Raw genomic sequence first — 22564 nt, 5'->3', positions numbered from 1 at the left:
GTGCGGCCTGTTTGCTAAGGTGACGCGCACTTCAATGGCTGCCCGGGAAAACCGATTTTCCCTGTACAACGCCAAACCCTGTGGGAGCCGGGCTCGTCTGCGTTGAAGGCGGCACAGGCAATAAAGATCTCACCCCGATTTTCAAGGACGATTCACATGAGCAACCCCTTACCGGGTATCGGCATGGACTACAGCCCCTCCCAGTTCATGGCCCGCCAACGCATCGAAAGCCAGATCAACCTGCCACGCCTGTTCGCCGCCATCGACGCCGATCCCGGAATCGTCGGCGCGGGCGTGGTGTACATCGACGCCGAATTCAACGTAGTGACCCTGCGCGAGTTCAAGCCGATTTGCAGTATCAGGCCCAAGCGAATCATTTTGCGCGAGGCGCAGAAGTACATTGCACCTGCGCAATTCGCCCAGCAGGTGCAGGACAATCCCAGAGAATCGCGACTGGTCGGAGAGGCAATCAATACCACTTTGTCTTGTGCCGGTGCGGTATTGGGCTGGATTGTCGTACTCAGTGGGTCGGTCGCGGTTCCCTTCAGTGCCGGGGCCAGCTCCGTGGTGGTGGCTCTGGGTTATACCGCTGCGGCCGCCAGTTCGGTGCAGTGTTTTGTCGGTAGCATCCGCACGGTGGCAGAAGTGAGCAACCCGCAGTTCAACGACAAGCTGGACAGTGAGGAGTGGTACCAATACGCCTCGATCGGTCTGGACGCGGCCTCTCTGCTGGGCGTGGGGGCTTCCACCTTGACCACTATAAAGCTGGTGAAAGTGGCCAAGGCCACCACCGGTAAAAGTCTGCGTGAAGTCTTGCGTGGTTTGACTCGCCAGGAAAGGTCGAAGTTGACCAAAGAGTTGCTGAGCATCAACGATCCCCGGCTGACGCCGAAGATGCTCAAGCTCAAGCAACTTGCCGGCGAGCTGCCCAAGCGCTTCACCCCGACCCAGCTGAAACACGCTACGGTTACCCAGATCAAGGATTCCCTGGGCGCGGCGATTGGCCTGACCGGCAGCAGCTTGTCGGGCAATGTCAAAACTATCGCCGTCGGCTTGTACGAAGAACTGGAGGAGTAATGGACGACCTGAGTCTGCCGCGTTTTCTGGCGCATTATTTCCCGACCTTTATTGGCGGCATTTTTGCGGCGCTGTTCTCATTGGCCTGTGCTATTCCCTTGATGGCGGCGTTCTATTTCGCCGGGGCCTCAGTCGGCGAACAAGCGACCTGGTCGGTGGTGGGGGGCGCGGCGGTCACATTGGTCGTGGTGCATTGCAATTTCATGGTGGTGCGCGGCAGGCCGCAGTGGGTATGGGGATTGGTCGGGGTGCTGGTTTTATGCCTGCTGGGCGTATTGCCGACCATTGTTGATCGTCCGCATAAAGTCATTTATGTATTGGCCGTGTTGTTTCCGCTATCAGGCCTACTGCTACTCAACAGTAAACGCCATCGCGAAATGCGCACCCAACTGGTTGAAATCCGTCGCCAGCGCGAGTTGATCAGGCAAGCTTCCAAGGCATCGCGCACGCAACGTTGATCCGACTTGCCCATCGATCCGCCACATTTATGTGCGCTCCTTCGCGCACGAAAGCGAGCAATGCGCGCTTTTAGTGCTCTACTGCCTTGAGTAACGGAAGAAAGGGTCCGACCTGCCTGCATGGCATAAGTCTTGCGCCGCTTTCGATAACGTCCAGGCTCGCAGGAGGCACGCCGTGTCGATTCATGTCGCATTGCACCACGTCACGCATTACCGCTACGACCGCGCCGTCGAGCTCGGTCCGCAGATCGTTCGCCTGCGCCCGGCTGCCCATAGCCGCACGCGGATACTGTCCTATGCGCTGAAAGTCTCGCCCGAGCAGCATTTCATCAACTGGCAGCAGGATCCCCAGGGCAATTACCTGGCGCGGTTGGTGTTCCCGGAGAAAACCGATGAGCTGCGGATCGAGGTCGACTTGCTGGCGGAGATGGCGGTCTTCAATCCGTTCGACTTCTTCCTCGAGCCCTACGCCGAAAAGATCCCTTTCGCCTATGCCGCGGATGAGCGCAAAGAGCTGGCGCCGTACCTGGAAACCTTGCCCCTGACGCCGAAATTCAAGGCCTATCTGGAGGGCATCGATCGCACGCCGCTACCGAGTGTGGATTTCCTGGTCGCGCTCAACCAGCGCCTCAGCGAAGACATCGGCTACCTGATTCGCATGGAGCCAGGCGTACAGACCCCGGAGCACACCCTCGAGCATGCTTCCGGCTCCTGCCGCGATTCGGCGTGGTTGCTGGTGCAATTGCTGCGCAACCTCGGCCTGGCGGCGCGTTTCGTGTCCGGTTACCTGATTCAGTTGACCGCCGATGTCAAAAGCCTCGACGGCCCCTCGGGTACCGAAGTGGACTTCACTGACCTGCACGCCTGGTGCGAAGTCTATTTGCCCGGTGCCGGCTGGATCGGCCTGGACGCGACTTCAGGGCTGTTCGCCGGTGAAGGACACATTCCGTTGGCGTGTAGTCCCGATCCGTCCTCTGCGGCACCGATCAGTGGCTTGGTGGAACCGTGCGAGTGCGAATTCACCCACGAGATGTCGGTCGAGCGGATTTGGGAAGCGCCGCGGGTCACGAAACCCTACACCGAAGACCAATGGCTGGCGATTCAGGCATTGGGCCGGCAGATCGATGCCGACCTGCTCGAAGGCGACGTGCGCCTGACCATGGGCGGTGAGCCGACGTTCGTTTCCATCGATGACCCGGATGGCGCGGAATGGAACACCGCAGCGCTAGGGCCCGACAAACGTCGACTGTCTGCCGAACTGTTCCAGCGCATGCGCAAGCATTACGCGCCCAAGGGGCTGGTGCATTTCGGTCAGGGCAAGTGGTACCCCGGTGAGCAACTGCCGCGCTGGTCGCTGAACTGCTACTGGCGCCGCGACGGCGTGCCGATCTGGCACAACAGCGCGCTGATCGCCGATGAGCAGGAAGACTACGGCGCCGATGGCGAGTTGGCCGGGCGTTTTCTGGCAAGTGTCGCCGAACGCCTGAAAATTCCGACACGCTTTGTGTTCCCGGCCTACGAAGACAATTTCTATTACCTCTGGCGCGAAGGCGCTTTGCCGCAGAACGTCAGCGCCGAAGACTCTCGTCTCGAAGAGCCTTTGGAGCGTGCGCGTCTGCGCAAAGTCTTCAGTCAGGGCCTGGACAAGGTGATTGGCCAGGTCCTGCCGCTGGCGCGCACCGCCAAGGGCGATCGATGGCAGAGCGGTCGCTGGTATCTGCGGGAAGAACATTGCCGATTGGTGCCGGGGGATTCGCCGCTGGGGTATCGCTTACCACTCGGTTCGCAGCCTTGGGTGAAAGCGGCGGAGTACCCGTTCATTCACCCTGTGGACCCGAATCAGGATTTCCCTGCACTGCCTGACACTGCACAACTTCAGAGCCAAGGCGAGCCTGCGGTTGCTGATGAACGCGTGCCAAAGATCGACGAGTCCGCCGACTGGCTGACCCGCACCGCCTTCTGCGCCGAAGCGCGAGAAGGCCGGTTGTACTTGTTCATGCCGCCATTGGAGCGGGTCGAGGACTATCTGGAACTGGTCGCCGCCATCGAAGCCACCGCCGAGGAACTGCATTGCCCGGTGTTGCTGGAAGGCTATGAACCGCCGAGTGACCCGCGCCTGAGCAACTTCCGCATTACTCCGGATCCGGGGGTGATCGAGGTCAACGTCCAGCCGTCCGCCACCTGGGATGAGTTGGTGGAGCGCACCGAGTTTCTTTACGAAGAGGCGCGCCAGACTCGACTCACCACCGAGAAGTTCATGATCGACGGCCGGCACACCGGGACCGGCGGCGGCAACCATTTCGTATTGGGTGGCGCGACCCCGGCTGACTCACCGTTTCTGCGCCGTCCCGATCTGCTGCGCAGCCTGATCAGCTACTGGCATAACCATCCATCCTTGTCCTACCTGTTTTCCGGATTGTTCATCGGCCCGACGTCCCAGGCGCCACGGGTGGATGAGGCGCGCAACGATTCGTTGTATGAACTGGAAATCGCCTTCGCACAGATGCCGAAGCCGGGCGAGGAGTGCCCACCTTGGCTGGTGGATCGACTGCTGCGCAATCTGCTGATCGACGTGACCGGCAACACCCACCGCGCCGAGTTTTGCATCGACAAACTGTATTCGCCGGACGGCGCCACCGGGCGCCTCGGGTTACTGGAATTGCGGGCCTTTGAAATGCCGCCCCACGCGCGAATGAGCCTGGCTCAGCAATTGTTGCTGCGGGCGTTGGTGGCGCGGTTCTGGCGCGAGCCTTATGCACCGCCGAAACTGGCACGCTGGGGCACAGAGCTACACGACCGGTTCCTGTTGCCGCACTTCATTGAGCAGGATTTCGCTGATGTGATCGTCGACCTCAATGCCGCCGGTTACCCCGTGCGGGCCGAGTGGTTCGCGGCGCATCTGGAATTCCGTTTTCCCAAGGTCGGCGACTACGCCGTCAGCGGCATCCAACTGGAATTGCGTCAGGCGCTGGAGCCTTGGCATGTACTCGGCGAGGAAGGTGCGGCGGGTGGCACAGTGCGTTATGTGGATTCGTCGCTGGAGCGTTTGCAGGTCAAGCTCAGCGGCCTGCCGCCCCAGCGTTATCTGCTGACGTGCAACGGCATCCCGGTGCCGTTGCAACCCACAGGGCGGGTCGGTGAGTTCGTCGCCGGCGTACGCTTTCGCGCCTGGCAACCGGCCAACTGCCTGCAACCGACCATCCCGGTCCACGCGCCGCTGGTGTTCGACGTGCTCGACACCTGGATGGGGCGTTCGCTGGGCGGTTGTCAGTACCACGTCGCCCACCCGGGCGGGCGCAACTACGACAGCCTGCCGGTGAACGCCAATGAGGCCGAAAGCCGGCGGATGGCGCGTTTCTTCCGTCTCGGACACACGCCAGGGAAACTTCCTATACCGAATCTGGAAATTAACGACGAGCTACCGATGACTCTCGATTTGCGACGTTTCTAAACCGTACGCGACGCTCGGATTTTTCGTATATCCGGGCGTCATGAGCCTGCGTTAGTCTGACCGTTCTTTGCTGTCTGCCGAGCTTTCCATGCCTGACCTGCTTGACCGCTACCCGCTGACCGCGGGCACTTATCACGAACTGCTCGACGACAGCGGTGCCGTGCGCCCGCACTGGCAGCGACTGTTCGATCAATTGCAACGCAGCACGCCAGCGCAACTGGTGCAGCGTCAGGCGCTGTTGACCCGGCAGATCCAGGAAAACGGCGTGACCTATAACGTCTACGCCGACCCCAAGGGCGCTGACCGGCCATGGGAGCTGGACCTGCTGCCCCATGTGATTGCCGCCGATGAGTGGGAACAGTTATCGGCCGGGATTGCTCAACGGGCGCGCTTGCTCAATGCTGTGCTGGCGGATTTGTACGGTCCTCAGCGCCTGATCGCCGAAGGCCTGCTGCCGGCTGAGCTGGTGTTCGGTCACAACAATTTCCTCTGGCCGTGTCAGGGCATTTCGCCGCCCGACGGGGCCTTTTTGCATCTGTACGCCGTGGATCTGGCGCGCACGCCTGACGGTCGCTGGTGGGTGACGGCGGACCGGACGCAAGCACCATCCGGTGCCGGTTACGCGCTGGAAAACCGCACCATTGTGTCCCGGGCCTTTCCCGAGCTGTACCGCGATTTGAAGGTGCAGCACCTGGCCGGGTTCTTCCGCACCCTTCAGGAAACGCTCGCCCGTCAGGCGCCGAGCGATGACGAAGCGCCCCTGGTGGTGCTGCTGACGCCGGGGCGTTTCAACGAAAGCTATTTTGAACACCTGTATCTGGCTCGCCAGCTCGGTTATCCGTTGGTGGAGGGCGGCGACCTGACCGTCCGGGATGCCACGGTCTACCTGAAAACCTTGAGCGGCCTGCGTCGGGTTCACGCGATCATGCGTCGGCTCGACGATGATTTCTGCGACCCTCTGGAGCTGCGCACCGACTCGGCCCTCGGCGTGCCGGGGCTGCTCGAAGCGGTGCGTCAGGGCCGGGTGCTGGTGGCCAACGCCCTCGGCAGCGGCGTGCTGGAGTCGCCGGGATTGCTGGGTTTCCTGCCGAAGATTAATCAGTATCTGTTCGGCGAAGAGCTGATTTTGCCGTCGATAGCGACCTGGTGGTGCGGTGAAGCGCCGGTGCTGGCCCAGGCCCTGGAAAAACTGCCGGAGCTGTTGATTAAACCGGCATTTCCGTCGCAGAGCTTCGCGCCGGTGTTTGGTCGTGATTTGAGTGAAAAACAGCGCCAGGTCCTGGCCGAGCGCATGCAGGCACGGCCTTACGCTTATGTTGCGCAAGAATTGGCGCAGCTGTCCCAAGCGCCGATCTGGCAGGCCGAAGGTGGCCAGTTGCAGCCGCGAGCCATTGGCATGCGCGTGTATGCGGTGGCCAGTCGGGACGGCTATCGAGTACTGCCCGGCGGGCTGACCCGGGTTGCCGCCGAAGCCGACGCCGAAGTGGTGTCGATGCAGCGCGGCGGCGCCAGCAAGGACACTTGGGTGTTGGGCGATCGCCCGCCCAGCGGCGAACAATGGAGAGCCCAGCGCAATATTGGCGTTCACGATCTGGTGCGACGCGATCCGTATCTGCCATCGCGGGTGGTCGAGAACCTGTTCTGGTTCGGCCGTTACTGTGAGCGCTGCGATGACAGCGCGCGGCTGCTGCGCATCATGCTCGCGCGCTATGTCGATGGCGATGACCCGCAAGCCCTGGAGGCGGCAGTCGATCTCGGTGAACGCCTGAATCTGTTGCCGGAGGAGGGCGAGTTGCCGGAGCGATTGCTGGCGGCGCTGCTCGGCGATGATTGGCCGTTCAGCCTGCGCTCCAATCTGCAACGCTTGCAGTGGGCGGCGTCGCAAGTACGCGGCAAGCTCTCGCGAGAGAACTGGCAAGCGCTGGTGGAATTGCAGCGCGAGGCCATGGAGCTGGAAACCGAAGAACCGGATTTCGGCGAGTTGCTGGATTTCCTCAACCGATTGGTGATGTCGCTGGCGGCGCTGTCCGGTTTTGCCCTCGACGACATGACTCGGGACGAAGGCTGGCGTTTCCTGATGATCGGACGACGGATCGAGCGGCTGCAGTTTCTCAGCGGCAGCCTGGCGGCGTTTCTGCGTGGCGCCGGGGCTTTCGATCAGGCCGGGCTGGAATGGCTGCTGGAGCTGGGCAACAGCAGCATCACCTACCGCTCGCGGTATCTGGCGGTGGCGCAATTGATCCCGGTACTGGACCTGTTGTTGCTCGACGAGCAGAACCCTCACGCGGTGTTGTTCCAGTTGAAACTGGTGACCCGCACGCTGAAGCGCTTGAACGACGACTTTGGTGCGCCGCGTGAAACAGGTCTGCCGCAGTTGGTGGAGCGGCTGGCGCGCTTCGATCTGGGTTGCCTGGAAAACTCACTGTTTGGCGAGGCCAGTGTTCGCGCCGCCATAGAGGGGCTGGCCGATCTGTTGCAGGAGATCGCCGATACCAGCGGCCAAGTATCGGATCGCCTGGCCTTGCGCCATTTCGCCCATGTCGATGATGTCAGCCAGCGCACGGTGTCCGTCTGATGAATGCCCATTACCAGATTTTCCACGACACCCATTATCACTATGACAGCCCGGTATCCCTGGCCCAGCAATTGGCGCATCTGTGGCCGCGGGCCTGCGTTTGGCAGCGCTGCATCGATCAGCAATTGCAGATCAGCCCCGATCCGACCTCGCGCCGGGATGAGCTGGACGTGTTCGGTAATCCGCTGACCCGATTGGCATTCGAGCGACCGCATGATGAGTTGCTGGTCAACGCCAGCCTGACGGTCGAAGTGCTGGCCCGACCATCGTTTGACTTCAATCAATCGCCGGCCTGGGAAGAGACCTGTAACGCACTGACCTACAGCAGTCAGCCACTGTCATCCGAGATACTTGAAGCGTGCCGTTATCGGTTCGAATCGCCTTACGTGCATTTGAAGCGCAACTTCGTCGAGTTCTCCGAAAGTTGCTTTCCTCCTGGCCGGCCATTGCTGCTGGGGGTTCAGGCGTTGATGGAGAAGATCTTCAGCGAATTCACCTTCGACGCCGAAGCGACCCAAGTGGCAACGCCGCTGGTGGAAGTGCTGGAGAGGCGGCGCGGGGTTTGCCAGGACTTTGCGCACTTGATGCTCGCTTGTGTGCGCTCCCGTGGATTAGCGGCGCGGTATATCAGCGGCTACCTGCTAACCCAACCCCCGCCGGGCCAGCCACGGCTGATCGGCGCCGATGCGTCTCATGCCTGGGTGTCAGTGTTTTGTCCGGTGCTGGGCTGGGTGGATTTCGACCCGACCAACAATGTGCAACCGGCGCTGGAGCACATCACCCTGGCCTGGGGCCGGGATTTTTCCGATGTGTCGCCGTTGCGTGGAGTGATCCTGGGCGGTGGCAGCCACGACCCCGAGGTTCGGGTCACAGTAATGCCATTGGAGTAACTGAGATCAAATTGTGGGAGCGAGCCTGCTCGCGATAGCGGTGTATCAGTCAAATAATTGCTAAGTGTGCCGCCGTCATCGCGAGCAGGCTCGCTCCCACATGGGGATGTGCAAGTCAGTTCTGGAGGGGGCTTTTCAGATTGGCCTGTGAGGGTCAGCAACATCGTTGCTGACCCTGGACACAGATCCGGTGGGCCTGATCAGATCATCGGGCCCTGAGGGTCTCAGGCGTCGGGCGCCTGATCTTTCGGTGCTTCAGTTTCGTCTGTAGCCACTTCGCCTTCGGTATCCGGGTTCAGTGCTGCTGCTTCTTCTTCAGCTGTAGCTTTCTTGCGCTGAAGCTTTTCCTCTTTCTTCTGCTCCTTGGCCAAGTCTCTCTGACGTTTGGCGAAGGAATAATTAGGTTTAGCCATGGGCGATCCTCTGGGGTCGAAGGTGAGGTTGAGCGGCGCATATTCTGCCCTGTATCGATGCCGAGCCGTTAGCTGGGTTTTTGCTCGGTCCATTTTGGCGGTACCGAGGGTTGCCAGGCGTCCAGTGCATCGAGCAGGGTTTGCGGCGATTCGCTCATTTGCAGCATGTCACGGTGCGCTTCGCGAACGAAGCCTTCGCCGACGATATGATCAAGAAAAGACGTCAACTTGCTGTAGAAACCGTTTACTTCCAGCAAACCCAGCGGTTTTCCGTGATAGCCGAGCTGGCCCCAGGTCCAGACTTCGAATAGCTCTTCCAGTGTGCCCAGGCCGCCGGGCAGAGCGATGAAGGCATCGCTGAGCTCGGCCATTCGTGCCTTGCGCGCATGCATGCCGTCGACCACTTCCAGGCGGGTCAGGCCGCTGTGGCCGATTTCCTTGTCTTTGAGGCTCTGCGGGATGATCCCGATCACTTCACCGCCGGCCGCCAGCGCGGCATCGGCAACGATCCCCATCAGCCCGACGGCGCCGCCGCCATAGACAAGAGTCAGCTTGCGCTCGGCCAATGCTCGCCCCAGGGCGACAGCCGCTTCACGATAAGCCGGGTCAGTGCCAGCGCTGGCACCGCAAAATACACAAACGGACGCTAAAGACATGCCTTACTCCATGGTCATCAGGGCCACAGAGTAAAGGCAGGCTTGCCTCGTTCCAAGGGTTAAACCTCGTGTTCAGGTGTTTCGTAGGTACCGCTGGCGCCACAGGCATAAGCGGCGAGCAAACTGCTCAATAAACTGTTGAAGGACATGACAGACGCTCCGGATGAGAGATGACGGCCCTGATGATAGGGCCGTGCCAGACGTCTGGCTGGTAGATTGTTTCGATGAGTGTCATAGCCCGAAAGTTGTATACAATTTTTGATTCAGGTCATAGGAACTTGCGAAGATTTCAGGCAGTCTTCTGTCCATAAGCACTTTTGTTAACCCTGCCTTGGAGATTCACCATGTTTGCCAAACTTGTTGCGGTATCCCTGCTGACACTGGCCAGCAGCCAATTGATGGCTGCCGAGTGCAAGACGACCATCGACTCCACCGATCAGATGTCCTTCAGCACCAAGGCCATAGAAATCGACAAAAGCTGCAAGACCTTCACCGTTGAGTTGACCCACTCCGGCAGCCTGCCAAAAAACGTCATGGGTCATAACTGGGTGCTGAGCAAAGAAGCCGACATGCAACCGATCGCCACCGACGGCCTGGCGGCAGGTATCGACAAGAACTACCTGAAAGAAGGTGATGCCCGCATCATCGCTCACACCAAAGTCATCGGCGCGAAGGAAACCGACTCGGTGACTTTCGACGTGTCGAAGCTCAATGCTGCTGAAAAGTACGGTTTCTTCTGCTCGTTCCCGGGCCACATCTCGATGATGAAAGGTACGGTTACTCTGAAGTAATCGAATCAAGCGCATAAAAAAAGCGTCCGCTCGGGACGCTTTTTTTGTGCCTGACGATAGACCGAGTCATCGTTCATCGCGAGCAGGCTCGCTCCCACAAGTATTGCGCTGTCCTTGTGGGAGCGAGCCTGCTCGCGATGGCGTCAGTTCAAGCGCCGCCTTCCTCACGGCGCGAACGGCATCACACGCTTGTGATGGGTCTTTTTGTACGTGTCGCAGATGATCTTGAACGCTTCCTCGCGCACCGGTTCGCCGTGCAGGAAGGCGTCGATCTCGGCGTAGGTCACGCCGTGGGACGCTTCGTCCGGTTTGCCCGGCGACAGGTCTTCGAGGTCGGCGGTCGGGATTTTTTCCACCAGCGACTCCGGCGCGCCGAAGCTGCGGGCAATCGCCCGGACCTGATTTTTCACCAGGCCGCTCAGCGGTGCGAGGTCGCAGGCGCCGTCACCGAATTTGGTGAAGAAGCCCATCACCGCTTCTGCCGCGTGGTCGGTGCCGATCACCAGGCCGTGAGCCGCGCCAGCGATGGTGTATTGCGCGACCATGCGCATCCGCGCCTTGGTGTTGCCCAGCACGAAATCCTTCTGCACCGCCTCCTTACCCTCGAAGGCCGCCACTTCGCTGGCCAGGGATTTGACTGCCGGGCCGATGTTTACGGTGTGGCGCTCATCGGGGGCAATGAAGTCCACTGAGGCTTGGGCATCATGTTCGTCAAACTGAACGCCATAAGGCAGGCGCACGGCGATGAACTTGTAGTTTGCATCACCCGTGCGCTCGCGCAGTTCACGCATGGCGCGCTGGGCCAGCAGGCCGGCGGTCAGGGAGTCGACGCCGCCGCTGATGCCCAGCACCAGCGTCTTGAGCCCGGCATTGACCAGGCAGTCCTGAATGAAGGTAATCCGCCGGGCAACTTCAGCCTCGAGGGCGAGTTGGTCCGCGAAGGGCGGTTGGACCTTGAGCTGTTCAGCAATCTCACGCTGTACGGCTTGCATGAATTCACTCCTTGCTAGATGGGCTGGAAATGGCGGCAGGTACTTGGAAAACATGTCGCAAATAGGCGACGAAATTCGGGTCTTTGCAGTGAGTCTTGCCAGGCTCATCAGAAATCTTGGCCACTGGCTGGCCGTTGCAGGCCGTCATTTTAAGCACGATGCTCATCGGTTCGACACCCGGAATATCGCAGGTCAGGTTAGTGCCGATACCGAAGCTGACATTGATCCGACCGCGCAATGCCCGAAAAATCTCCAGAGACTTGGGCAGCGTCAGACTGTCGGAAAACACCAGGGTCTTGCTCATCGGGTCGATGCCAAGCTTGTGATAGTGGGCGATGGCTTTTTCCGCCCACTGCACCGGGTCACCGGAATCGTGGCGCAAGCCGTCGAAGAGCTTGGCAAAGAACAGGTCGAAATCGTTGAGGAAGGCATCGGAGGTGATGCAGTCGGTCAGGGCGATTCCCAGCAAACCCCGGTATTCGCGGACCCAGCAGTCGAGGGCGGCAATCTGGCTGTCGATCAGCCGCGGGCCGAGTTGCTGGTGGGCCATGATCCATTCGTGGGCCATGGTGCCCAGCGGCTTCATGTCCAGCTCCCGGGACAGATGCACGTTGCTGGTACCGACAAAGCGACCGGGGAAATCATGCTTGAGCACGTTCACCACTTCTTCCTGTACACGGTACGAGAAGCGACGGCGGGTACCGAAATCGGCTACTTGCAACTCGGACAATTCGTCCGTGCTGGCGTTGGCGGTCAGCCAGTCGAACTTGCGATAGAGCTGCTCGCGGGCCTGTTCCAGAACGATTTCCCGGTACCGATAACGGTTGCGTACTTCGCTGACCATGGCCAGCAGCGGCACTTCGAACAGAATCACGTGCAGCCACGGCCCGCGCAGACGGATGAACAACTCGCCGTTTTCAATGCCGGTGTGGATATAGCGCAGGTTGAAGCGGAACAGCCCGAGAAAGCGCAGGAAATCCGGTTTCAGAAAGCTGATGCGCTCCAGGAAACTCAACTGATCGGCACTCAGGCTCAACTCGGCTAGGCGCTCGATCTGGAAACGGATCTCCGCCAGGTACGGGCGCAGATCCTCACTGTTACGGCAACGAAACTCCCATTCGACTTCCACGTTCGGGTAGTTGTGCAGCACCGCCTGCATCATCGTCAGTTTGTAGAAGTCGGTGTCGAGCAGGTTCTGCACGATGCGATCGGCAAACACACTCTCGCTCATAAGGGATCTCCAGGCTGGCCGCGGCCCGTGGCAGCGACGTTGCAGCTGTTTCAATGAATGGGGCTAGTGGCGCATATCAATGGTGAGGATTGCCAGCAATATTTAGATGATAGAGATCCCTGTGGCGAGGGAGCTTGCTCCCGCTGGGGTGCGAAGCGCCCCCGATGAAAGCCGATGCGTTCTCTCTGGAAGAATGCATTGACCGTTTTGCGGCTGCTGCGCAGCCGAGCGGGAGCAAGCTCCCTCGCCACAAAAAATGGGCTTGACCATAGATTTTTGTGAATCCTCACATCTATTGCGCATCCGGACTATCAATCTGCTCCAGCATCCACTTCACAAAATCCCGCACCTTGGGTACTTCCGCCGAATGCTCCGGATACGCCAGGTAATAGGCGTCGGTGCTGGGCATCGCATGCTTCCAGGGAATGACCAGTTTGCCGTCGGCCAATTCCTCCTCCACCAGAAACTTCGGCAGCAGCGCCACGCCGCAGCCGACCTGGGCGGCGCGGATGCACATGTAGAAGGTTTCGAAACGCGGGCCGTGGTAGCTGTGTTCGGTGTGGTAGCCCTGGCTGTCGAACCAGTCGTGCCAGGCCTGAGGCCGGGAAGCATTTTGCAGCAGGACCAGGTCGGCGAGTTGCGTAGGGTCGGTGAACGGCGTGTCCGGCAGGCTGCCCGGTGCGCAGACCGGCACCAGCTCCTCGCCAAACAGCTTCAGGCATTCGGTGCCGGGCCGAGAGCCCTGGCCGAAGTAGAACGCCAGATCGCTGCGACCTTGCAGCAGATCATCGGCTTCTTGCTCGCTGCAAAGGTCCAGATGAATCGACGGATGTCGCAGACGCCAGCCTTTCAAGCGAGGCACCAGCCAGCGCGCACCGAAGGTCGGAGGCGTCGAGACTCGCAAAACTTCGGTATCACCGCCGTAGGAGCGCAGGTAATGGGTCGACATTTCGACTTGGGTGAGTATTTTTCGCACTTCCACCAGGTACAAATCGCCGGCAGGAGTCATTTGCAGGCGTCGACGCACCCGGCGGAACAGCAGGTGCTGCAGCAATTCTTCGAGTTGCGCGACCTGTTTGCTCACGGCGCTCTGCGTCAGGTTCAGCTCTTCGGCGGCACGGGTGAAGCTCAAATGCCGGGTCACCGCCTCGAAGCACTGCAACGCGGTGATCGACGGCAAGTAGCGTTTATTCAGCATGGGTGGTCCTTTTTCTTGTGTCTCTATGCTCTTTTTTACCGGCAGATTCGCAGCATGAATAAACGGAATGATATCTCTCTTAAAGGTCGTTTGTTGGGTAACCTCCGGAGAGCTAAAACTACAGGTCTGATCAGCCGGGTTAATCCGGCTGAACGTTTTCTGTATTTTGCTTGAGGAGTGACCCATGGTTGCCGCATTGCTTGATCGTCTTGGTGTGAACCCGGCCCTGTATCAGAACGGCAAAGTGCCGGTGCATTCGCCTATCGATGGCAGCCGTATCGCTGCCGTGAACTGGGAAGGCGCCGCTGAAGTCGAGCAGCACATCAGTCGCGCAGATCATGCGTTCGAACTGTGGCGCAAGGTTCCGGCGCCGCGCCGTGGCGAATTGGTGCGCCAATTGGGCGACATCTTGCGCGAGTACAAGGCCGATCTCGGTGAGCTGGTGTCCTGGGAGGCCGGCAAGATCACTCAGGAAGGTTTGGGTGAAGTTCAGGAAATGATCGACATCTGCGACTTCGCGGTCGGTCTGTCCCGTCAGCTGTACGGTTTGACCATCGCCTCCGAGCGTCCTGGCCACCACATGCGCGAAACCTGGCACCCGCTGGGCGTCGTCGGCGTGATCAGTGCGTTCAACTTCCCGGTCGCCGTTTGGGCCTGGAACGCGACGCTGGCGCTGGTTTGCGGTAACCCGGTGATCTGGAAACCGTCGGAGAAAACCCCGCTGACCGCGTTGGCCTGCCAAGCGCTGTTCGACCGCGTCCTGAAAAATTTCAGTGACGCACCGCCGCATTTGAGCCAAGTAATTATCGGCGGCCGCGATGCCGGCGAAGCGCTGGTCGATGACCCGCGTGTCGCGCTGGTCAGCGCCACCGGCAGCACCCGCATGGGCCGCGAAGTCGCGCCGAAAATCGCTGCACGTTTTGCCCGCAGCATTCTCGAATTGGGCGGCAACAACGCAATGATCCTCGGCCCAAGCGCCGATCTGGACATGGCCGTACGGGCAATTCTGTTCAGCGCCGTCGGCACCGCCGGTCAGCGTTGCACCACTTTGCGTCGCCTGATCGCCCATGAGTCGGTGAAGGAAGAAATCATCACCCGCCTCAAAGCCGCTTACTCCAAGGTGCGCATTGGCCATCCGCTGGAAGGCAATCTGGTGGGTCCGCTGATCGACAAACACAGCTTCGAAAACATGCAGGACGCGCTGGAGCAGGCCTTGAGCGAAGGCGGCCGGGTGTTCGGCGGCAAACGTCAGCTGGAAGACAAATTCCCCAACGCTTACTACGTTTCGCCAGCCATCGTCGAAATGCCGGAGCAGAGCGATGTGGTGTGCAGCGAAACCTTCGCGCCGATTCTGTACGTGATCGGTTACAACGATTTCGAAGAGGCGCTGCGCCTGAACAATGCCGTGCCACAAGGCCTGTCATCGTGCATCTTCACCACCGACGTGCGTGAAGCCGAGCGGTTCATGTCGGCGGTGGGCAGTGATTGCGGCATCGCCAACGTCAACATCGGCCCGAGCGGCGCAGAAATCGGCGGCGCGTTTGGCGGCGAGAAAGAGACGGGCGGTGGTCGTGAGTCCGGTTCGGATGCATGGCGCGGGTACATGCGTCGTCAGACCAATACCGTGAACTATTCGCTGGAGTTGCCGTTGGCTCAGGGGATTACGTTTGACTGAGATGAGTTCAGATCTTTGATCCAATGAAAATCCAATGTGGGAGCGGGCTTGCTCGCGAAAGCGTAATGCCAGTCAACATTGATGTTGAATGTGCCGGCCCCTTCGCGAGCAAGCCCGCTCCCACAGGGGAATGGTGTGTTGGTTAGGTTTCTGTTGGAGTCTGGCAATGCCGTTACGCGAAGAGTGTCTGTGGGAAAAACTGACGCCGCAAAGGCCCGACAACGTGGCGCTCAAGGGCGAGGTGACGGTGGATGTCTGCGTCATCGGTGCCGGTTTCACCGGTTTGTCGGCGGCGGTGCATCTGCTGGAACAAGGTAAAAGTGTTTGTGTGCTGGAAGCGCATCGTGCCGGGCATGGCGGTTCGGGGCGTAACGTCGGGCTGGTCAACGCCGGGATGTGGATTCCACCGGATGAAATCGAAGCCGGTTTCGGCGAGGCGGTCGGCAGTCAGCTCAACCGCATGCTGGGTGCGGCGCCGTCACTGGTGTTCAGCCTGGTCGACAAATACAACATCGATTGCCAGTTACGCCGCGAAGGCACGCTGCACATGGCGCACAACGCGCGTGGCGAGGCGGATCTGCGCAGTCGCGAAGCACAATGGAAACGTCGCGGCGCTCCGGTGGAATTGTTAACCGGTCAAGCCTGCGAACAAGCCACGGGTACAAAAAAGATCGCCGCCGCCTTGCTCGATCGGCGTGCCGGCACGATCAACCCGATGGCCTACACCACGGGGCTGGCCAACGCGGCCATCAGCCTCGGCGGTCAGCTGTTCGATCATTCACCGGTGACCCGACTTGAACGTCAGGGCCAGCGCTGGTCGGTACAGGCCGCCCAGGGTTCGGTGCTGGCCGAGCAGGTGGTCATCGCCTCCAACGCCTATACCGAAGGTGACTGGACGGAACTGCGGCGCAATTTCTTCCCTGGTTATTACTATCAAGTGGCCTCGGTGCCGCTGACCGAAGACGCCGCACAACAGATTCTGCCTGGTGGTCAGGGTTCCTGGGACACCCGGCAGGTGCTCAGTAGTATTCGGCGAGACAAGGACGGGCGACTGTTACTCGGCAGTCTCGGCAATGGCAACCAGAAACCGACCTGGTTCCTGAAAGCCTGGGCCGACCGGGTTCAGCAGCATTACTTTCCGTACCTGAAGCCGGTGGAGTGGGAATGCACCTGGACCGGTTGCATCGCCTTCACTCCCGATCATTTGATGCGCCTGTTCGAGCCGGCACCGGGTCTGGTGGCCGTCACCGGCTACAACGGTCGAGGCGTGACCACCGGTACAGTGGTCGGCAAAGCCTTTGCCGATTATTTGTGTAATGGAAATCCGCAGGCCTTGCCGATTCCCTTCGCGCCCATGCAGCCATTGGCGGGTGTGGGGCTGCGAAGCTGCCTGTATGAGGCTGGATTTTCGTTGTATCACGCGGGCCAGTGCCTGCGGATCGTCATCTGATTGTTGAAATATGTTGCTGGAAGCGGCGCTTTTCAGCGAAGCGGCTAGCCTGTAATGGTGCGGGTTGTAGCAGTCCCGCACCAGCAGTGTGCAGTTCGGTGACGCGGGCTGTTACAGGCTGGTTGCACATCGTTTGGCGCTGCGGTTGCAATGATGGCGCATACGGGTTGCGCCTTTAAATATAAAAGGTTTCACCTTCCGCGGTTTAGACGGTTGCACGCCCAATGAAAATGGGCCCGAAACAGTCGAAATAACAATAAGGCAGCGACTTTTTTCAGAATAAAAAACCGATGGCACGGCCCTTGCTCTGAGCATTCAGTGAAGTCGCAGTGCCAACTAAAAAAAACCTTGGAGCACCACCTCATGTCCCAGACGTTTTACAAGAAAGGCTTTCTGGCCCTCGCAGTGGCAACTGCGTTGGGTGTTTCTGCGTTTGCTCAGGCTGACATCAAGATCGGCGTAGCGGGTCCAATGACGGGCGCCAACGCGGCATTTGGCGAGCAGTACATGAAGGGTGCGCAGGCAGCGGCTGATGCAGTCAACGCCGCTGGCGGTGTAAACGGGGAAAAAATCGTACTGGTCAAAGGCGATGACGCCTGCGAACCGAAACAGGCTGTGACGGTCGCCAAGGACCTGACCAACCAGAAAGTCGCTGGCGTAGTCGGTCACTTCTGCTCCTCGTCGACCATCCCGGCCTCCGAGATCTACGACGAAGCGGGCATCATCGCGATCACTCCAGGCTCCACCAACCCGGCTGTTACCGAGCGCGGGCTGAGTGCCATGTTCCGTATGTGCGGGCGTGACGACCAGCAAGGCATCGTGGCCGGCGACTACATCGTCGACATACTCAAGGGCAAGAAAGTGGTGGTCCTGCACGACAAGGACACCTACGGTCAAGGTCTGGCGGACGCCACCAAGGCCCAGTTGGAGAAACGCGGCGTGAAGCCGGTGCTGTATGAAGGCCTGACCCGTGGCGAAAAAGATTTCAGCACCATCGTCACCAAAATCCGCGGCGCTGGCGCCGACGTCGTTTACTTCGGTGGTCTGCACCCGGAAGCCGGTCCTCTGGTTCGTCAACTGCGTGAGCAAGGCCTTAAAGACGTCAAGTTCATGTCCGACGACGGCATCGTAACCGACGAACTGGTGACCACCGCTGGCGGTCCGCAATTCGTTGACGGCGTACTGATGACCTTTGGTGCCGACCCACGCCTGCTGCCAGACAGCAAGACCGTAGTGGACGAGTTCCGCAAGAAAGGCACCGAGCCTGAAGGCTACACCCTGTACGCCTATGCTTCGGTCCAGACCCTGGCCGCAGCCTTCAATGGCTCCAAATCCAACAATGGCGAGAAAGCCGCCGAGTGGCTGAAGAAAAATCCGGTCAAAACCGTGATGGGCGAGAAGACCTGGGACGCCAAGGGCGACCTGAAAGTCTCCGACTACGTGGTTTACCAGTGGGACAAGGATGGCAAATACCACCAGCTGGAAAAACAGAAGTGATATGACTGGCTGATGGCCCGGCGCCTTGTGCGCCGGGCCATCAAAGAACATGTCCGTGCAGTACCTGTCTTTTCTCGTAGAGCTGCATATAACCGTGTTGCGTCGGCGGCTGAACCCCGATCCGGCGCACCCGGTTTTTGTGCAGTCTCTCAAATGCGTGAGATTGCGTTATGGATGGTATTTTCCTGCAGCAACTGGTCAACGGCCTGACCCTCGGGTCGGTCTACGGCCTGATCGCCATCGGCTACACAATGGTCTACGGCATCATCGGCATGATCAACTTCGCCCACGGCGAGGTTTACATGATTTCCGCTTACCTCGCGGCAATCAGTCTGGCTCTGCTGGCATACTTCGGTATTGAATCCTTCCCCCTGCTGATGCTTGGCACACTGGTCTTCACCATCATCGTTACGGCGGTGTATGGCTGGGTCATCGAGCGCGTCGCCTACAAACCGCTGCGCAACTCCACCCGACTGGCACCGCTGATCAGCGCCATCGGTATTTCGCTGATCCTGCAAAACTATGCACAGATCGCCCAAGGCGCCCGTCAACAGGGGGTACCGACACTGCTGACCGGTGCATGGCGAGTTGAGGTCGGGTCCGGCTTCGTCCAGCTGACCTACACCAAGATCTTCATTCTGGTCGCAGCGTTTGTCGGGATGGGCCTGCTGACCTACGTCATCAAGTACACCAAGCTCGGCCGTATGTGCCGCGCCACCCAGCAAGACCGCAAGATGGCCTCGATCCTGGGGATCAACACCGATCGCGTCATTTCCTACGTGTTCATCATCGGTGCCGCGATGGCGGCCCTGGCCGGCGTGCTGATCACCATGAACTACGGCACATTCGACTTCTACGCGGGCTTCATCATTGGCATCAAGGCGTTCACCGCCGCGGTGCTCGGTGGGATCGGCTCGCTGCCTGGCGCGATGCTCGGCGGGATCATCCTCGGGATCTCCGAGTCGCTGTTCTCGGGTCTGGTGAATTCGGACTACAAAGACGTTTTCAGCTTTTCGCTGCTCGTTCTCGTTCTGGTCTTTCGGCCCCAAGGCCTGCTCGGCCGTCCTCTTGTGTCGAAGGTGTAAGCGATGTCTTCAACCACTAAAAAAACCATTGATCTCAAAAGAAGCCTGGTTGACGCGATTCTTGCCGGCCTGGTAGCCCTGATTGTGTTCGGCCCGATTGTCGGCGTAGTCCTTGACGGCTACGGCTTCAACCTGGAAGCGACCCGGGTGGCATGGATTGTCGCCATCGTCATGGCCGGCCGCTTTGCCTTGAGTCTGTTCCTGCAAACCCCCAAGGGCCTGAGAATTCTTGAAGGCTTTGAAAGTACCGGCTCCGGGGTTCATGTACTGCCGCCTGATTACAAATCCCGCTTGCGCTGGATCATCCCCCTGATGATCGTCATCGCCGTGGTGTTCCCGTTTTTCTCCAACTCTTACCTGCTGGGCGTGGTCATCCTCGGGCTGATCTACGTACTGCTGGGCCTGGGGCTGAACATTGTGGTCGGCCTGGCCGGCCTGCTCGACCTGGGTTACGTGGCGTTCTACGCCATCGGTGCCTACGGGCTGGCGCTCGGTTATCAATACCTGGGGCTGGGTTTCTGGACGGTGCTGCCGCTGGCGGCAATCACGGCAGGGCTGGCCGGTTGCATCCTCGGTTTCCCGGTGCTGCGCCTGCACGGTGACTACCTGGCGATCGTGACCCTGGGGTTCGGTGAAATCATCCGGTTGATCCTCAATAACTGGCTGTCTCTGACCGGCGGCCCGAACGGTATGGCGGCTCCGTTGCCGACCTTCTTCGGCCTGGAGTTCGGCAAAAGAGCGAAGGAGGGGGGCGTCCCGTTCCATGAGTTCTTCGGCATCGCCTATAACCCGGATGTGAAGTACTACTTCATTTACGCGGTGTTGTTCCTGGTGGTTCTGTCCGTGCTGTACATCAAGCACCGCTTGACCCGCATGCCGGTCGGTCGCGCGTGGGAAGCCTTGCGTGAAGACGAAATCGCCTGCCGTTCCATGGGCCTGAATCACGTACTGGTCAAGCTATCGGCGTTCACCATCGGTGCATCGACTGCCGGTCTGGCGGGTGTGTTCTTCGCCACCTATCAGGGTTTCGTCAACCCGACCTCGTTCACCTTCTTCGAATCGGCACTGATCCTCGCCATCGTGGTACTCGGCGGCATGGGCTCGACCATCGGCGTGGTGATTGCGGCGTTCGTGCTGACCGTTGCCCCGGAACTGCTGCGCGGCTTCGCTGAATATCGCGTGCTGCTGTTCGGCATCCTGATGGTGTTGATGATGATCTGGCGACCGCGCGGCCTGATCCGGATCAGCCGCACCGGTGTGACCCCACGTAAAGGAGTGGCGCCATGAGCGAAGAAATCGTTCTCTCAGTCGAAAATCTGATGATGCACTTCGGCGGCATCAAGGCCCTGAGTAACGTCAGCCTGCAAGTCAAACGCAACTCGATCTTCGCGTTGATCGGCCCCAACGGCGCGGGCAAGACTACGGTGTTCAACTGCCTGACCGGGTTCTATAAAGCGTCCGGCGGGCATATCGAACTCAATGCCCGCGGGGTGAAAACCGACGTCATCAAAATGCTCGGGGAACCGTTCAAGGCCATCGATTTCGTTTCGCCGAAAAGCTTCATCAGCCGGCTCCGCTACAAAATGTTTGGTGGCACGCACCTGATCAACCGTGCCGGTCTGGCGCGGACTTTCCAGAACATTCGCCTGTTCAAGGAGATGTCGGTGCTGGAAAACCTGCTGGTGGCTCAGCACATGTGGGTCAACCGCAACATGCTGGCCGGCATCCTCAACACCAAGGGGTACCGCAAGGCTGAAAGCGATGCGCTGGACCACGCGTTCTATTGGCTGGAAGTGGTGAACCTGGTGGACTGCGCCAACCGCCTGGCCGGTGAGCTGTCCTATGGTCAGCAACGCCGTCTGGAGATCGCCCGGGCCATGTGTACCCGGCCGCAGATCATCTGCCTCGACGAACCGGCCGCCGGCCTCAACCCTCAGGAAACCGAAGCGCTGAGCGCGATGATCCGGCTGCTGCGCGATGAGCACGATCTGACCGTGGTGCTGATCGAACACGACATGGGCATGGTAATGAGCATTTCCGACCACATCGTTGTACTGGACCATGGCGTTGTCATCGCCGAGGGCGGACCTGAAGCGATTCGACACGATCCGAAAGTGATTGCCGCCTACCTGGGCGCCGAAGAAGAGGAAGTGGTATGAGCGCACCCATCCTCGAGCTCAAGGATCTGGACGTGTTCTACGGGCCTATTCAGGCCCTGAAGAAAGTCTCGTTGCACATCAATGAAGGTGAAACCGTCAGCCTGATCGGCTCCAACGGCGCCGGCAAATCGACCCTGCTGATGTCGATCTTCGGCCAGCCGCGGGCCGCTGACGGGCAAATCATCTATCAGGGTGTGGATATCACGCACAAGTCGTCCCACTACATTGCGTCCAACGGTATCGCTCAATCGCCGGAAGGTCGGCGGGTGTTCCCTGACATGACCGTCGAGGAAAACCTGTTGATGGGTACCATTCCAATCGGTGACAAGTACGCCAAGGAAGACATGCAGCGCATGTTCGAGTTGTTTCCACGGCTCGAAGAGCGGCGTACCCAGCGTGCCATGACCATGTCGGGCGGCGAACAGCAAATGCTCGCCATCGCCCGGGCGCTCATGAGCCGGCCAAAACTGTTGTTGCTCGATGAGCCGAGCCTGGGGCTGGCGCCGATTGTGGTGAAACAGATCTTCGCCACCCTGCGGGAACTGGCCAGCACCGGCATGACCATCTTCCTGGTGGAGCAGAACGCCAACCACGCCCTCAAGCTGTCGGACCGGGCGTACGTGATGGTCAACGGCGAGATCCGCCTTAGCGGCACTGGTAAGGAGCTGCTGGTGAACGATGAGGTGCGTAACGCCTATCTCGGCGGGCACTGAGTTCGCCGTTGCAACAAACAAGCCCCGACGAGCAATCGCCGGGGCTTTTTTACATCCCTAAAACGCCACAATCCCTTGTGGGAGCGAGCCCTGCTCGCGATAGCGGAGTGTCAGTCGACATGCTTTTCATTGACCTACCGTTATCGCGAGCAGGCTCGCTCCCACACCGGCGGCATGTGCTTTTTGGAAATTGTGGAAAACAATATTCATGACCTCTCAAAGCGCGACATAAAGCCGCTGCAAATTGCTGTTT

18 protein-coding genes are annotated in these 22564 nt (G+C 59.7%); 13 read left to right on the top strand and 5 right to left on the bottom strand.

The window, feature by feature from the left end:
* Positions 1-156 precede the first annotated feature (156 nt).
* The 5 genes from ssp4 to BK662_RS14785 all read left to right on the top strand — a co-directional run bounded on the left by ssp4 (position 157) and on the right by BK662_RS14785 (position 8451).
* Complete coding sequence (gene ssp4 / locus BK662_RS14805; protein ID WP_123358677.1) at positions 157-1077, top strand: Ssp4 family T6SS effector; 921 nt, start codon at positions 157-159, stop codon at positions 1075-1077.
* A complete protein-coding gene (locus tag BK662_RS14800) occupies positions 1077-1535 on the top strand; it encodes a hypothetical protein (RefSeq protein WP_123358676.1) in 459 nt (152 codons plus the stop codon). Before ssp4 ends, BK662_RS14800 begins: the two co-directional genes overlap by 1 nt.
* A 175-nt stretch (positions 1536-1710) precedes the next feature.
* Positions 1711-4986 carry a transglutaminase family protein gene (locus tag BK662_RS14795; RefSeq protein ID WP_123358675.1) on the top strand — a complete coding sequence of 1092 codons (3276 nt, stop codon included), beginning with the start codon at positions 1711-1713 and terminating at the stop codon, positions 4984-4986.
* A gap of 88 nt (positions 4987-5074) precedes the next feature.
* On the top strand, positions 5075-7561 hold the full coding sequence (locus tag BK662_RS14790; RefSeq protein ID WP_123358674.1) for a circularly permuted type 2 ATP-grasp protein: 2487 nt from the start codon (positions 5075-5077) through the stop codon (positions 7559-7561).
* Positions 7561-8451: a transglutaminase family protein gene (locus BK662_RS14785; protein WP_123358673.1), complete on the top strand. Its 891-nt coding sequence runs from the start codon at positions 7561-7563 to the stop codon at positions 8449-8451. The genes BK662_RS14790 and BK662_RS14785 overlap by 1 nt, the downstream gene beginning before the upstream one ends.
* 224 nt (positions 8452-8675) lie before the next feature.
* Here the strand turns inward: BK662_RS14785 and BK662_RS14780 are convergent, their stop codons facing one another.
* The gene (locus tag BK662_RS14780; RefSeq protein ID WP_007902706.1) at positions 8676-8864 is read right to left on the bottom strand and encodes a hypothetical protein; all 189 of its coding nucleotides are present in this window, start codon (positions 8862-8864) and stop codon (positions 8676-8678) included.
* 68 nt (positions 8865-8932) lie between these two features.
* The gene (locus BK662_RS14775; RefSeq protein ID WP_123358672.1) at positions 8933-9520 is read right to left on the bottom strand and encodes a cytokinin riboside 5'-monophosphate phosphoribohydrolase; all 588 of its coding nucleotides are present in this window, start codon (positions 9518-9520) and stop codon (positions 8933-8935) included.
* 344 nt (positions 9521-9864) lie between these two features.
* On the opposite strand from BK662_RS14775, the gene azu reads away from it, so the two are divergent.
* Positions 9865-10311, top strand: coding sequence for an azurin (gene azu / locus BK662_RS14770; RefSeq protein WP_123358671.1), 447 nt, complete (start codon positions 9865-9867; stop codon positions 10309-10311).
* Between the two features lie 164 nt (positions 10312-10475).
* Here azu and nadE read toward each other — a convergent pair whose 3' ends face one another.
* The 3 genes from nadE to BK662_RS14750 all read right to left on the bottom strand — a co-directional run bounded on the left by nadE (position 10476) and on the right by BK662_RS14750 (position 13732).
* On the bottom strand, positions 10476-11303 hold the full coding sequence (gene nadE, locus BK662_RS14765; protein WP_123358670.1) for an NAD(+) synthase: 828 nt from the start codon (positions 11301-11303) through the stop codon (positions 10476-10478).
* A 4-nt stretch (positions 11304-11307) separates the two neighbouring features.
* A complete protein-coding gene (gene pncB / locus BK662_RS14760; protein ID WP_123358669.1) occupies positions 11308-12534 on the bottom strand; it encodes a nicotinate phosphoribosyltransferase in 1227 nt (408 codons plus the stop codon).
* A 292-nt stretch (positions 12535-12826) separates the two neighbouring features.
* The gene (locus BK662_RS14750) at positions 12827-13732 is read right to left on the bottom strand and encodes a LysR family transcriptional regulator (protein ID WP_123358667.1); all 906 of its coding nucleotides are present in this window, start codon (positions 13730-13732) and stop codon (positions 12827-12829) included.
* A 184-nt stretch (positions 13733-13916) separates the two neighbouring features.
* Between BK662_RS14750 and amaB the strand changes: the two genes are divergently transcribed.
* From amaB to BK662_RS14715, 7 genes are all read left to right on the top strand, one after another.
* Complete coding sequence (gene amaB, locus BK662_RS14745) at positions 13917-15407, top strand: L-piperidine-6-carboxylate dehydrogenase (protein WP_123358666.1); 1491 nt, start codon at positions 13917-13919, stop codon at positions 15405-15407.
* Positions 15408-15573: 166 nt separating this feature from the next.
* On the top strand, positions 15574-16857 hold the full coding sequence (gene amaA, locus BK662_RS14740; protein ID WP_123358665.1) for an L-pipecolate oxidase: 1284 nt from the start codon (positions 15574-15576) through the stop codon (positions 16855-16857).
* Positions 16858-17220: 363 nt separating this feature from the next.
* Positions 17221-18354, top strand: coding sequence for an ABC transporter substrate-binding protein (locus BK662_RS14735; protein WP_123358664.1), 1134 nt, complete (start codon positions 17221-17223; stop codon positions 18352-18354).
* A gap of 170 nt (positions 18355-18524) precedes the next feature.
* Positions 18525-19439, top strand: coding sequence for an ABC transporter permease subunit (locus BK662_RS14730; protein WP_008009775.1), 915 nt, complete (start codon positions 18525-18527; stop codon positions 19437-19439).
* A 3-nt stretch (positions 19440-19442) separates the two neighbouring features.
* The gene (gene livM, locus BK662_RS14725) at positions 19443-20726 is read left to right on the top strand and encodes a high-affinity branched-chain amino acid ABC transporter permease LivM (protein ID WP_123358663.1); all 1284 of its coding nucleotides are present in this window, start codon (positions 19443-19445) and stop codon (positions 20724-20726) included.
* Positions 20723-21598: an ABC transporter ATP-binding protein gene (locus BK662_RS14720; protein WP_123358662.1), complete on the top strand. Its 876-nt coding sequence runs from the start codon at positions 20723-20725 to the stop codon at positions 21596-21598. Before livM ends, BK662_RS14720 begins: the two co-directional genes overlap by 4 nt.
* Positions 21595-22311, top strand: coding sequence for an ABC transporter ATP-binding protein (locus BK662_RS14715; protein ID WP_030128307.1), 717 nt, complete (start codon positions 21595-21597; stop codon positions 22309-22311). The genes BK662_RS14720 and BK662_RS14715 overlap by 4 nt, the downstream gene beginning before the upstream one ends.
* Positions 22312-22564 lie beyond the last annotated feature (253 nt).

The sequence above is a fragment of the Pseudomonas frederiksbergensis genome (assembly GCF_003732275.1).
In the GTDB taxonomy this organism is placed as follows: domain Bacteria; phylum Pseudomonadota; class Gammaproteobacteria; order Pseudomonadales; family Pseudomonadaceae; genus Aquipseudomonas; species Aquipseudomonas frederiksbergensis_H.
The sequence above is the reverse complement of the archived record's forward strand: the minus strand, read 5'-3'. Positions and strand labels throughout refer to the sequence as shown.